Here is a 14,105-nt window from a genome sequence, read left to right as displayed (position 1 = left end):
CTAAAAAATATCAATATTGACATAAAAGATTATCTGAAAGAAACAACGGGGTCAGGCTTCACAAATTCACAAAACACAAAATAAAAAAGACATTTGAATTAAACACTTCATATGAAAACATATGAGGTGTTTTCTTTTAATTCAAATTCTAACCACCAATCATGTGGAGACGGTTGTGTTGATAGAGAAGAAATAGGTTGAAATCAAAGGGGGTAAAAAATTTCGCAGAATTAGGAATTTGAAAAAAGGTATAGCGGTTGTGGGATGATTTTGCAATTATAGAATGAGAGACGGAATGATATAAGAAATAATTTTAAGGTTTATTTTTAAGTTAAATTAATCAAAACTTGAAAAAGATGGTTTTAAAATACAATTTGTGGTATTATTAAAAATAATATGATATAATATTTATATTAAACACAGGAGGTACAGTAAAATGATTAAAAAAATAGATCTATTATTTTATCAAAAGTTAATGCAAATGTTTATTGTTAAGGTTTGTGGTACCCCTTGTTTTATCCGTTATTAGAGTAACATTTAATATATTTACATAGAATATTTGAAATCAAAGTCATGGGTATGCACACCTATGGCTTTTTTTGCTTAATTTTGTATTAAAGTAGTCTTTTTATATTAGGAATGACGGAAATATCATATTTTTGAATTTTAGCTATAGGGTACACCCTATAGCTAATTTTTTAAAGGAGTTGATAATGTGTTACTAGATGTAAATAATGTATCAAAATCTATTAAAGATAAAGAAATATTGAAGGACATTTCCTTTAAGTTATATAGAAAGGATAAAATCGGTATAGTGGGAAGAAATGGAGTTGGCAAAACTACACTTCTTAAAATAATTACTTCAGAGCTAGAAGCAGATTTTGGAAATATAAAGTTTTATGGAAGTTTTGAGTATCTACCACAAAATTTATTTGTCAACAATCACATGTATGTTTATGAGCTAATGAACGAAACGAATAAGTATGGAGATTTTCTTAGGCTTCTTAATAAGTTTGGTCTAAAGGGGATTGAAAAACAAAAAATTGAGAGTTTAAGTGGTGGTGAAAAAACTAAATTATATCTTATAAAACTTCTTCTTAAAAAACCGGATATACTTATACTTGATGAGCCTACTAATCATATGGATAATCAAACTAAAGAGTGGCTAGAAGACTTTATTAATAATTTTGATGGAGCCGTTTTAATGGTAACACATGATAGATACTTTTTAGATAGGACGGTTACTAAAATATTTGAATTAGAGAATAAAACCATAAAAGAATATAAGGGAGGATATACCTTTTATGCAAGACAGAAGCAGGTAGAGCTTGACAAAGCAAGACGAGAATATGATGAATATATAAAAGAAAAGAGGAAACTTGAAGAGGCAGCTCGAAAACATATGGAACGAGCAAATAAATACAACAATATGTCCAAAAATGACTTTCAAAGGCATAAGGCTGCAAAAATAGCTAAAAGAGCTAAAGCAATTATATCAAGGCTTGAAAATATGGAGGAAAAGAAAAAACCTATAGTATATAAAAATATAAATATCAAATTAGAAGGTAGCAGTGATAAAATTAGCAATATCTTAGTTAGAGCAGAGGGATTATCAAAATCTTATGATAAAGTACTTTTTGAAAATGTAAGTTTTAATATATATAGAAATTCAAGGATAGGACTTGTAGGAAAAAATGGAGTTGGAAAAAGTACTTTGTTAAAAGGCATAATGGGGAGAGTTCAACTTGAAGGGAATATATATATAGCTCCTTCTGCTAAAATAGGTTATTTCTCCCAGGAACTTGAGGAATTGAATTTAGATTTAACAATTTTAGAAGAGTTAAAAAGTATTAACAATGACGAAAACTATGTTAGAACGCTATTAGGATCTATGCTTTTTCGAAGGGATGATGTATATAAGAAAATATCAAATTTAAGCTATGGTGAAAGAGTTAGAGTAGCTTTTTTAAAGCTTATTTTGGAAGAAAATAATCTATTAATACTAGATGAGCTTACTAATTTCCTTGACATACCTACTAAGGAGATAATTGAAGATGCACTTCTTGACTACGAAGGAGCAATTTTATTTGTATCCCATGACAAATACTTCATAAATAAAATAGCCGAAGAAATATGGGAGCTTTCAAATAATGGAATTACTCAATATTTAGGAGGGTATTCCTATTATTTAGATAAAAAATCAAAATCTTCATCCAATGAAAGGATTAATATTAAGGAAAAAATACTTAGACTTCAAATGGAGCTATCTCATATTTCATTTAAACTTATGAATTGTAGTGATGAAGAAAAGGGCCAGTTGGAAAAGAAATATTTTGATATAGAGAAAGAACTTAAAAAATTAAAAGAGCAATATAGATAAATTGTAAAAAAACAAATAGGGTCAGGCTTCGCAAAACAAACCAGACATTTAGATTAAACACTTCCAACGATTCTATCCGCACCATTTGTTACAATTAAGTAAGAACGGAGAATGTTTATTGCTGTTAGTAATTATCCATATTGATGCTCTTGAAATTTTGCCTTGATAATCCGGAGCATCTGTATGCAGTTAAAAGCGATTCGTTCTACATGTTAAGAAGCGGCGATGCGTCTCGAAAAAAATCTGTTGACAAACATATTAGTGTGAATTATGTTAGAAACAGAAATATATTTTTGGTTTCCTTGGTTTTCTTAAAATTGATTGGAGTTGTTTTATGGAAGACAATTGTTTGCGTTATTGTTCAGACGGCCCATAATTTGTTTAATACTCTGGGATATAAGAGCATAACCATTAGTGACTTAACCGATTAATTGTGCATGCTCTCTAGGATACGTTAATACAAGTGAAGGACAAAATTATTTTTCTTAGTTTTTAGAGGATGTACCGGGTTGGTAAAAGATAATTGAGCCGTATTTGGCAGTGGTGATCTTCATAAATTCTCTAAAGTGTAGACATGGTTGGATAAAGCTTTTCTGGGTAACAAATGAATACAGGAGATAAACGAAGGGAAAGGAATGATGAAATGGAGAAATACGTATTGTATTTCAAAGATATCGACAAGACATACTTGCCGTTTGTGGGTGGAAAGGGAGCCAATCTGGGTGAAATGACAAAAGCAGGAATTCCGGTTCCTCAAGGTTTTTGCGTGACGACCTTGGCCTATCGTAAATTTATCGAAATAAGTCAAGAGATGGGCGAACTTTTCAACCAGCTCGATAGGGTAAATCCGAACTCTTTAGAAGAAATCCGTGTATTGGGAAAACGTATTCGGGAACATCTGCAATCTATTTCCATGCCTGATGATATTCAATCTGCGATTTTGCAGGCATGGGAACGTACCGGAAAAGGAAAATCGTATGCGGTCCGTTCTAGTGCGACGGCGGAAGACTTGCCAACTGCCTCTTTTGCGGGTCAACAAGAAACGTATTTGAATGTACGAGGGCAAGAGCAACTGCTCCATGCTATACAAAAGTGCTGGGCTTCTCTGTTTACGGACCGTGCCATCTCATATCGAGCGAAAAACGGTTTCGACCATCGTTCCGTATTTCTTTCGGTTGTCGTTCAAGAAATGGTTTTTCCGGAAGTGTCGGGGATCATGTTTACGGCAGACCCTATTTCGGGCAATCGAAAAATCATTTCCATTAATGCCAGTTTCGGTTTGGGTGAAGCGCTTGTATCTGGGCTTGTATCACCCGATTTATATCAAATTCGGTCTGGTGAAATCATCAAAAAACAGATATCCAGAAAGAAAATTGCAATATATCCTGTGCCAGCAGGTGGAACAATTACAAAAAACATCCCTATTGAAAAACAAGAAGTCCAGGCACTGCCTGACCAGAAAATCCTCGAATTGGCGAAAATAGGTCAGAAGATTGAGGAACATTACAGATCAGAACAAGACATTGAATGGTGTTTGGTGGACGGGAAATTTTACATTGTACAGAGTCGACCTATCACATCTCTCTATCCAGTGCCGGATATCACGGATGACAAATTACATGTGTTTTTTTCGTTTGGCCATCAGCAAATGATGACAGACGCGATGAAACCGCTGGCGATTTCGTTTTGGCGCACCATGATGCCTTTCGGGAAAAAAGGTTCGGTTTGTTCAGAGAGCCATGCATTTCTTGAGGCCGGCGGAAGGTTATTTATTGACATTACTGAACTTCTTTGTCTAAAGCCGGTTCAAAAGATATTGCCTCGTGTTTTGAGTGGAATTGATGAGTTAATTGCAAGTGCTATATCCGAAGTAATCGAACGAGGTGACTTTCAATGTAAATCAAACAAACAGGTAAAAAGAAAAGTAGTTCAAACGGTTTTTCCGATTGCCAAGAATATCATCAAAAACTTATTTTTCGGGGATCCTTCTCAAGGAGTAAAATACGTCAATGATTTCATGCTTCGATCAATTAAAGAATGTGAAAGCTTTGTAAATGGAGCTTCTGGAGCAGAGAGAATCAAACGAATCCAAGAGAGCCTCGGGAATTTGCTACTATACTCAAATTATCCGCTCTCGAATGTCTTGCCTTATCCGCTTTCGGGAGTTGTGGCATGGAAGCTGATTGAACGTTTGAGCCAAAAGTGGTTAGGGGACCAGCAAAGCGTTCACTTGTTAAATAAATTAAAGAAATCGTTGCTTGGAAATGTTACAACTGAACTGGGATTGATGATTGGAGATTTGGCTGATGCAGCAAGGCCGTATCCTCAAGTAATCGACTACTTGCAAAGGGCGAAGGATGAGACGTTTTATGAAGGGCTTGGTCGGATTCGTGGAGGAGATGTGTTTGAGAGAAAGTTGGTTCAATTTATGGATAAATACGGGATGCGCTGTCCCGGTGAAATTGATGTAACCAATCCACGATGGCGAGAAGCACCGACCCTGCTTGTATCGTCTATTATAAGCCATATTCGAAGTGTTGCTCCCGGTGAACATCGCGAAAAGTTCAGACAGGGAGAGAGGGAAGCCGAACAAGCAGCTAAGGAGATTCTCTCACGTATCGGAAAGACTCGCGGCGGATATTTCAAAAAGAAACTAATGTCCCGACTTATTACTGTATATCGTAATGAAATGGGAATGCGAGAGCATCCAAAGTACATTATTGTTCAACATTTTGATATTTATAAGCAAGCCATTTTGGATGAAGGACGGGCTCTTGTTGATAAAGGTATCTTAGAACATGAGCAGGACGTATTTTATCTATCGCTGGAAGAACTTCTAGCATTGGAAGAGAATCGTTTTTCCGGCAACATCCGAGAACTTGTTCAATCACGCAGAAAAAAATACAAACAATACCAAAAACTTACTCCTCCTCGTGTTATGACAAGTGAAGGAGAAGTGATTACGGGAAGACGACGTGATATTGAAGCCCCAGAAGGCGCATTAATCGGTACGCCGGTTTCTGCAGGGGTTGTAGAAGGAGTTGCACGAGTGGTTCTGAGACCGGAGGAAGCTAAACTCAATCCAGGTGAAATATTGGTTGCCCCCTTTACTGATCCAGGATGGACTCCTCTCTTTAATTCAGCAAAAGGTCTGGTTATGGAGGTCGGAGGTATGATGACTCACGGGGCAGTGGTTGCACGTGAATATGGGATTCCTGCAGTTGTAGGCATCGATAAAGCAACCGAGATTATTAAAGACGGTGACTATATTCGCGTGAACGGAACACAAGGTTACATCCAAATATTGGAAGGTGATGAAGAAGCGTAACTGGATATCTATTCCATAGCTTCTTAATCGTATCTACCATTACTATTCCTTTGTTTGCAAAGATGGCTGGCGTATACGCTTATAAGAAATTCTATATGATCGGAATGACAATTTTTATAGTTGGCTCTTTGCTATGTGGCTTTGCACTATTTATGCCATTTCTGATTGGGGTGCGAATGGTTCAGGGATTGGGTGTGGGGCTATTGGTCCAGTGACCGTGGCCCCTAGATTATATATTTTTGTCTATTTTTGTGGAAAGCCTCGTTTTGGCTCTATTTGTTCTTTAAGAGAAACGGCATCCATATCTTGTAATTTCACCGTATCAAGAATGTCCGTTTGGCAAATTGACTGCTTTTGTAACATCTTCAGGAAACTTGGTATTCTCTTTCTTCGGGGTAACAATGGTTGTCTTGCAATAATCGATGGTTTGTTTTTTTCTTGATAATAGTAGGAAATTTATGTTAATATTATTTTAGTAAAAATTATACTAAAATAAGGAGACTATATCATGTTAGTAAATCGTATCAGTTTTATCATTGTTACTTTTGTAATGATGATTACTTTATTCATATTCACAAAAAATATTATCTTAGCAGGAGGAGTTACCTTTATTACTGTAATTGCTGGTTATATAGTTATTGCATATATGCGTAACAAAAAAAGATTAAAATTACTAGAAGAAAATTGCGATCCAAAGGCTTTTTTAGAAGCCACTGAAAAGCAAATGGATATCACGGGGAAGAATCCTAAAATAAAAACATATTTAACCATTGATAAGGCAGCAGGACTTATTTTAATGGGAGAATTCCAAAAGGCAAAGGAAGTTTTGCTATCAATTGAAAAATCTTATTTATCAGTAAAAAATGGAACATTACTTGCGTATACAATAAATTTAATATCTTGCTTGTATGAACTTGGAGAGATTTCTTATGCAGAGGAATTATTTGAAACACAAATCCCAATATTGCCACCCGTGAATCAAAGGATGACTCTAGCAATGAAACTGCTTGTTGCAGAAAGATTTTTCTTTTTAAATAGATATGAAGAAAGCAAGGAAAAATTTCAGCAACTATTGAGTGAGAAAATAAGCAAATGCATACGTTTGGGTATATTGTACAGGTTAGCACAAATAGATGAAAAGACTGGTGATATAGTATCTGCACAGAAGAAATATAAAGAAGTATCAGATAATGGAAATAAGTTATGGATAGCAATACAAGCACAAAAGCATCTAAAACGAATCTAAATTAGTATAAACTAGTTGTTACGCCACGAATTATTTTAACTACGAATTATTTTAACCTTAAAAAGCCGAAATATTTCCATATAAGAAAAGATAAATACTATAAAAATAGCAGATTGAATAGTCTGAACATTAATAATTGAGCTAAAAATCACAATATTTCATTCTTAAAAAGAAAAAAAGGTTTGATTTTTAATCCCTCAAGATTAAGCAGTAATATTAAGTTCAGTTTAATAATGTATATAGAGTGTTTGGTGAAGGTTTTGCAGAGGTAATAAAACAATTTAATAATTTGGTAACGTATAGGGATGATGAAGATGGAGAATAAATTAAAAAAAAATCACAATATTACTTTTTTAGTAAAGAAAGCTTTTAAATGGGATAAATGGCTTTTTGTACTTTCTTTTATTAACTCTTTTTTACATGCAATAAAGCCAATTATCCTTCTATTATATCCTAAAATTATAATAGAAGGGTTACAAAACGATATTGCTGTTAATAAACTTTTATTTCAGATAGGAATACTTACTGTATTTTTGATTATATGTACATATTTTGGAGAGTATCTTGATGGTGATATTTATGCTCGGATTATGAGATTAAGAAATAGATTTTTACTTCTTTATAGCAGAACATGTATGTCTATGGAATATCAATATACTGAAGATAAAGACAAGCTTAATCAGATGCATATAGCATTCCGAGCAATAAACAACAATTCAGAAGGAATAGAAGGTGTATATCACACCTTATTTTCATTTTTTACCAATATAATAGTATTAATTGGATATAGTTGGATTTTATTAACATTAAGTCCAATTATTATAACTATTTTGATTATAAGTATTTTAATTAACAATATGTTAGTCTGGAATGTTAAAAAATATGAATATGATGTAAAGGATGATATTGCATTTCATCAAAGAGTTCTTTTTTATATTGAAAACATCATGACTGATTTTTCATATGGAAAAGAAATACGAATTTTTAATTTATCCGATTTATTTACAAATAAGTTTAACAAATATAAAGACAATGTTTTAAAAGTTGAATCTTCTATAGAAAAAAAATACTATAAAGCTGCTTGTATAAATACGTTAATTACTTTTCTTACGAATGTATTTATTTTTTGGTATCTAATTGTAAATACATTGAATGGAACAATACAAATTTCTAATTTCGTGATTTATTACCAGACTATATATAATTATGATACATGGATAAGGAATATTGTAGAGGATATAGTGAAGATAAGAAAACAGAATTTAGTCATTTCAGACTTTAGAGAGTTTGTATACGGTAATAAATGTTCACGAAAGTGGTACAAATTGAAAAATTAAAATCGTATGATATAGAATTTAAAGATGTTTTTTTCCATTATCCTAATAAAGAGGAAATGATAATTAAGGGCATTAATTATAAATTAAAGAATGGAACAAAGTTGGCAATAGTTGGGCCTAATGGAGCAGGGAAAACCACTTTAATTAAACTTTTAACAGGATTATATACTCCCACAAGCGGAAAAATTTTATTAAATGGAAATGATATTACAGAATATGATCTAAATAGCTATTATAAATTATTTTCAACTATCTTTCAGAAAAGTTTAGTTTTGGCATTTTCTGTTAAAGAAAATATAGCCTTTGACGATGATAATATACGGCGTTTACATGATGCTATCAAGGTAAGTGGCTTAGAAAATAAAATAGAGTCATTAAGTTTAAAAGAAAATACACCATTATTAAAATTTTTAGATAAAGAAGGGATAGAGTTATCTGGAGGAGAGAAACAAAAGCTCATGTTAGCTAGGGCAGTTTATAAAGATGGGGCAATATTTATTTTTGATGAACCAACTTCAAATTTGGACCCTATAGCAGAGGCTAGGATTTATGAACAATTTAATGATATAGTTAAAGATAAAACGACCATATTTATTTCACATCGACTAGCAAGTACAAAATTTTGCGACACTATTATATATCTAAATAATGGAGTTATCGAAGAAATGGGGACTCATGAAGAATTAATGAGAAAAAATGGAAGTTATGCAAAGATGTTTGCCTTACAATCGCAATATTATAAAGAGGTAGATAATTATGAATTCTAGTGTGTTCCAATTAAATAAAAAAACTTTATCAAAAATGTTTAAACTTATTAATGAAATAGATGGGACATATATTCCTTTTATTATACTTATGGCAGTTATAAAAAGTTTACAACTTTTTATGAATATATATTTCCCTTTAATTGTAATTGATAATTTATTATACAATGATAACAATAGCAAATTAATATATTTAATAGTAGTATTTTTAGTTGTTAATGCAATTTTAAGCGTTGTCATTAACTTTTTCGATTCAAAGTTGAAAGTTAAAAGTAAGGATATTAGTCTAACAATCAATCTAAAATTGGGGCAAAGAACAATGAATATGGACTATGAAAATATAGAAGATCCAGAAATATTGGATTTAAAAGAAAAAGCGCTATTTCCGATAAAAAATCAAAATATAATACCCCGAATGATTGTTGAAATTGGTAATTGTATTACATCTATTTTTTCATTGATAGCTATTATTTTAATGATTTCAGGTATACATTTCGGATTAGTACTGGTAGTTATTACTGTAGTAGTAATAAATACTATGATATCAAAAAAATCAAAAAAAGTGGAAATGGAAACTATGAACACAGTTATTCCATTAAATCGAGAATTCTCATATTACATGAAAGTGATTACAGATTTTACATATGCAAAGGATATTAGATTATATTCAATAGAAAATATTATAATTGATAAACTTAAAAAATATCAAAGCAAAAGTTTACAGGCGTTTCGAAAACTATTACTTAAGCAAGGTTCATATAAAGGTATTCTAGGCGTTAACTTACAAATCCAAATTTTCGTTGTAAGTTTTATATTAATTTATTTAGCCTATGCTAAAAAAATTAGTATTGGCGAATTAGTGATTATGCTAAATGCCACCAAAAACTTATCATCTACATTGCAGGGAATGATTGCTTCATTTTTAAATATAAAAATATTTAATCGTTACTTAGAGCCTTATTTTGAATTTTACTATCTAAATAGTGAAAAAAATTTTCAAAAAGGTATTGAAATAAATGAAATAAAGACGATTGAATTTAGAAATGTAACTTTTTATTATCCGAGAAGTAAGGAGAAGACATTGGATAATGTATCTTTAACTTTAGAGAAAGGTAAAAGTTATTCTCTTGTTGGATTAAATGGTGCGGGGAAGACAACATTGATTAAAATATTATGCAAACTCTATAAACCAACTAGTGGAAGTATATTAATAAATGGGGTGGATTTACAATTCATTGATTATACTAGTTATATGAAACAATTATCATGTGTATTTCAAGATTTTAAATTATTTTCTTTTTCTATAAAAGACAATATTATCTTAAATAGCAGTTATAATCATAGAAAAGTAAAAGAAGTTATTGCTAATGTGGGGTTGTCTGATAAGATACAAAGGCTCAAAAAAGGACTTGAGACAAATATTTATAGAATTTTTGATAAAGATGGAATAGAGTTTTCTGGAGGAGAGGAACAAAAACTTGCTATAGCAAGAGCATTATATAGGGATTCAAGTGTGATGATTTTTGATGAACCTACTTCATCACTAGACCCTATAATGGAATATGAAATTTATAAAAAGCTAAACAGCACTTTAGAAAATAATAAAGATAAAAAAATTACTATTTTTATATCACATAGACTGTCTAGTTGTAAATTATGCGATTATATTTATGTATTGGATAAAGGAAAGATAATTCAAGAAGGTACATTTAAAGAGCTTAATTTAGATAAGAATAATATGTTCTATGAGATGTGGGAGAAACAGGCTCAATATTATGTATAATGAAACATAGAGAAAATGCAAAGTAATAATGTTCAACAACGAATTTTGTGAAGCGATATAGAAAAATTAAAGTGATGGTTTGGAGTGATCTCATCTGAGTCTGTAAATAAATTTGTGCTTTAAACTCCAATCTGACAAGAAGTAATTAACTGGATAGTAATAAATAACTTTTAAACTTGCTTTTATGATTGCCAAAATTATAGTTTAATGTACATAAAACCATAAATTTTTCACATTACTGGCATTGTATTTAAGTGCAGTTTTAATTTTTGTTTATATCATTATGTTTTGAATGAGTCCGAGAAGCTTTGAAAGGGAGAGTATTTGTATAGGAGAAACGATAACCCATGATAAATTTTCTATTTTTATCTTGATTCCTTTTATTTCGCAATTACTTAAATTTATTCCTGATATTTCAACTTCTTCTAAATTATAGTGAAAAGTATACATTATCAAAATTAGATTTCTGAAAATTTGCTTTTATATTTTCCTTTTAAAACGTCTAATGAAAAAATAGCAAATATATAAAGTCAATAATTCTGCTAAAGGAGTAGTTATCCAGATTCCAGTTATATTAAATATTTTAGGAAGAATGAATAATCCTGTAATAGTAAACATTAATCCTCTGCTCAAAGTAATAATCATTGAGAATTCAGCTTTTTCAATAGCTTGAAAATATGAAGCTGTTACCATATTTACACCCATAAACAAATAATTTATAAAATAAATTTTTATGCCGGTAGTTGCTGTTTCTATTAATTCTATATTATTGTTGTTGAATAGTTTTACCATATCTTTTCCAAATAATATTCCTGACATGAAAAAGCATATTCCGAATACAATTGATATTCTAACTGCAAGTTTAAAGCTTTCTCTTACTCTTTCATATTCTTTAGCACCATAATTGTAGCTGATTATTGGCTGTGCAGCCTGTGATATTCCCATAAAAATCATAAGCATTAATGCGTGAATATAATTAATTATACTATAAGCAGATACGCCTATTTCACCAAGCATTTTCATAAGAACTAAATTATATGCTAACGTAACTACAGCCAAAGATATTTCTGATAGAAAGTTTGGTAGTCCATTTCTAAAAATTCTTATCAAATCATTTAAAGCAAATCTTGTTCTAACGAATTTAAGCTCTCCTTTTTTAAATATAAAATGTGTCAATAGTATAATAATAGAAAATATATTTCCAGTTCCTGTTGCCAGTGCTGCGCCACTTATTCCATAATGGAATTTGAAAATAAAAATATAATCCAAACAACAATTAATGATTGCTCCTGCAGCCATAGCATACATAGATAATTGAGGAGCTCGATCATTTCTTATAAAGCAACTAAGCACATCTGTTAAAACAAATACAGGTGCAAAATATAATAATATACGCATATAATTTTTTACAAACGGTAGTATTTTATCATTTGTTCCTAGGGCATAAGCAAGCTTTTCTATATTTAATTCACTTAAAACAGTAATTGTTATACTTATTATTGTTGCTAATATGATAGCTTGTGTAAAAATACTACTGCCTTCTTCATTTTTTCCTTCACCAAACTTGATGGAAGCTACTGTTGCTCCTCCTAATCCAATAAATATACCGATAGCTTCAAATATTGAATATAGTGGGACTACAATATTTACAGCTGCTAGTCCATCACTTCCAATCCCTCGTCCTACAAATATACCATCTATTACTATATGTAAAGACATGATGAGCATACCTAAAACTGCTGGAATAAGATAGTTTAAAAATAATTTAGAAACAGAATCATTTTTTAAGTCTAATGTTTTTTTCATAATAAAATAACCTCTCCTTTCGTTTAACAGAGGTTATTTTATACCTTATAGTAACTATAAGGTCAAGGAATTATTTTATTGGAATTTGAATTTCTGTTACATATTCATTTTCGTTTGATATTATAGAACCATCAATTAAACCAATTTCTATAGCATCTCCTATAATTTCATAATGATGATCCTTTAAATATTTTAACAATTTTTTATAAGTTCTATATGTTTCTCTATATGCACCTTTATGATAGATGCAAGCGTATTTACCAGCGGGTAGTTTTTTTATATTACTAGACTTAAGCTTGTCTTCTATTAGAATATATACAGCATTATATCTATTAAATCTATGCTTTTTCAAATTATTTAAAGGAACGATTACACCTATTTTTCCAGTAAACATTAGATAATTGTTTTTAAACACATTTTGTAATTTTTTTAAAGCTAGTTCAAATTCAACAGTTGAATCTGGATCGTTTATATATTGCAAGACGATATTTCTTTCAGATATTTCTCGGATTCTTACCTTTTCATATTTTTCTATGTTCATGCAATCTTTTATGCAGTTAATTTTATAATCGATTTTATTTGCTATTAATTGTAGTTCTTGGATTTTTTTATAAGTTAAATGCTTCTGTTTTTCAAGTAATTTTATAGTATTTTCTATATCTCTCTTTTTAAAATGCTCTTTTATATCATTTAAAGTCATACCTAAAATCTTTAGATATTTTATTGTGTCTAATTGTTCAAACTGTTCTATCGTATAATACCGATATCCATTATTTTCATCTATTATTTTAGGTTTCAAAAGTCCTATTTTATCATAATATCTTAATGTCTGGGCTGAAATATTATGAATTTTTGCCATACTCCCTATTAGAAATTTATTTTCCATGAAAAATTTTCCTCCTGTTAATTTAATCTTTATATTCTTGTGAAAAATTTTTTGGTGTGTTTCCAGATAAGATTTTTTTAATTTAAATTCACGTAAAAACTTATTATTAGATATTATAGCATTATTATGAACTATATTGAAATTTATTTAAATAGAAATGTATAGTGGGATTATATAGAATTATGGGAGAAAGAAATTGGGATATGTTTACCTATAATAATATTAATAAAAATTATTTAGAATCGATGAGCAACAGAAAAATACTCAAGTGATGAAGATTATTTGTGGTTTTATGGTTATTTTGACTAGTATTTTTTAAGAATATTTTGAATTAATATATTCCGAATCTTGAAATAATTTTTAGATGTTTTTAATAATTCTAGTGGGTTTACTAAAATAGAACAAAATCTTCGATTAAAATAATTAAGGAAGACTTTGCCCATATCCATAAACGGAAATTATATTTGAATTTATCCACAATTTAAAGTAGTTTATAACGACTCTGGCATGTAAACATGCCAGACAAAGTTTCAATAAAATCAACATTAATTTTTTAAAATATGGGATTTTATTAT

Annotated in this window: 9 protein-coding genes; 7 read left to right on the top strand and 2 right to left on the bottom strand. The window is 30.4% G+C overall.

Annotated elements, in window-relative coordinates; translation table 11 throughout:
• Positions 1–715: 715 nt before the first annotated feature.
• From abc-f to AB4Y15_RS13195, 7 genes are all read left to right on the top strand, one after another.
• Complete coding sequence (abc-f, locus tag AB4Y15_RS13225; RefSeq protein WP_427340817.1) at positions 716–2,380, top strand: ribosomal protection-like ABC-F family protein; 1,665 nt, start codon at positions 716–718, stop codon at positions 2,378–2,380.
• A gap of 604 nt (positions 2,381–2,984) precedes the next feature.
• Positions 2,985–5,708 carry a phosphoenolpyruvate synthase gene (gene ppsA, locus AB4Y15_RS13220; RefSeq protein ID WP_427340816.1) on the top strand — a complete coding sequence of 908 codons (2,724 nt, stop codon included), beginning with the start codon at positions 2,985–2,987 and terminating at the stop codon, positions 5,706–5,708.
• Positions 5,709–5,758: 50 nt separating this feature from the next.
• Positions 5,759–5,923: a hypothetical protein gene (locus AB4Y15_RS13215; RefSeq protein WP_427340815.1), complete on the top strand. Its 165-nt coding sequence runs from the start codon at positions 5,759–5,761 to the stop codon at positions 5,921–5,923.
• A 293-nt stretch (positions 5,924–6,216) separates the two neighbouring features.
• A complete protein-coding gene (locus tag AB4Y15_RS13210; RefSeq protein ID WP_427340814.1) occupies positions 6,217–6,954 on the top strand; it encodes a tetratricopeptide repeat protein in 738 nt (245 codons plus the stop codon).
• A gap of 314 nt (positions 6,955–7,268) precedes the next feature.
• Positions 7,269–8,291 carry an ABC transporter transmembrane domain-containing protein gene (locus AB4Y15_RS13205; RefSeq protein WP_427340813.1) on the top strand — a complete coding sequence of 341 codons (1,023 nt, stop codon included), beginning with the start codon at positions 7,269–7,271 and terminating at the stop codon, positions 8,289–8,291.
• Positions 8,270–9,058 carry an ABC transporter ATP-binding protein gene (locus tag AB4Y15_RS13200; RefSeq protein WP_427340812.1) on the top strand — a complete coding sequence of 263 codons (789 nt, stop codon included), beginning with the start codon at positions 8,270–8,272 and terminating at the stop codon, positions 9,056–9,058. Before AB4Y15_RS13205 ends, AB4Y15_RS13200 begins: the two co-directional genes overlap by 22 nt.
• Entirely contained in the window at positions 9,048–10,838 is a 1,791-nt protein-coding gene (locus AB4Y15_RS13195) for an ABC transporter ATP-binding protein (protein ID WP_427340811.1), read from the top strand. Before AB4Y15_RS13200 ends, AB4Y15_RS13195 begins: the two co-directional genes overlap by 11 nt.
• 480 nt (positions 10,839–11,318) lie before the next feature.
• Here the strand turns inward: AB4Y15_RS13195 and AB4Y15_RS13190 are convergent, their stop codons facing one another.
• Complete coding sequence (locus tag AB4Y15_RS13190; RefSeq protein ID WP_427340810.1) at positions 11,319–12,644, bottom strand: MATE family efflux transporter; 1,326 nt, start codon at positions 12,642–12,644, stop codon at positions 11,319–11,321.
• A 70-nt stretch (positions 12,645–12,714) separates the two neighbouring features.
• Entirely contained in the window at positions 12,715–13,530 is an 816-nt protein-coding gene (locus tag AB4Y15_RS13185; protein WP_427340809.1) for a MerR family transcriptional regulator, read from the bottom strand.
• Positions 13,531–14,105: the final 575 nt, after the last annotated feature.

Source organism: Caloranaerobacter longqiensis (assembly GCF_050286925.1).
Taxonomy (GTDB): Bacteria; Bacillota; Clostridia; order Tissierellales; family Thermohalobacteraceae; genus Caloranaerobacter.
The sequence above is the reverse complement of the archived record's forward strand: the minus strand, read 5'-3'. Positions and strand labels throughout refer to the sequence as shown.

What these genes read in the sequence shown, in the direction of transcription:
- AB4Y15_RS13185 (WP_427340809.1), bottom strand. Translation starts at nt 13,530, where the DNA reads ATGGAAAATAAATTTCTAATAGGGAGTATGGCAAAAATTCATAATATT.
- AB4Y15_RS13190 (WP_427340810.1), bottom strand. Translation starts at nt 12,644, where the DNA reads ATGAAAAAAACATTAGACTTAAAAAATGATTCTGTTTCTAAATTATTT.
- AB4Y15_RS13210 (WP_427340814.1), top strand. Translation starts at nt 6,217, where the DNA reads ATGTTAGTAAATCGTATCAGTTTTATCATTGTTACTTTTGTAATGATG.
- ppsA (WP_427340816.1), top strand. Translation starts at nt 2,985, where the DNA reads ATGAATACAGGAGATAAACGAAGGGAAAGGAATGATGAAATGGAGAAA.
- AB4Y15_RS13205 (WP_427340813.1), top strand. Translation starts at nt 7,269, where the DNA reads ATGGAGAATAAATTAAAAAAAAATCACAATATTACTTTTTTAGTAAAG.
- AB4Y15_RS13195 (WP_427340811.1), top strand. Translation starts at nt 9,048, where the DNA reads ATGAATTCTAGTGTGTTCCAATTAAATAAAAAAACTTTATCAAAAATG.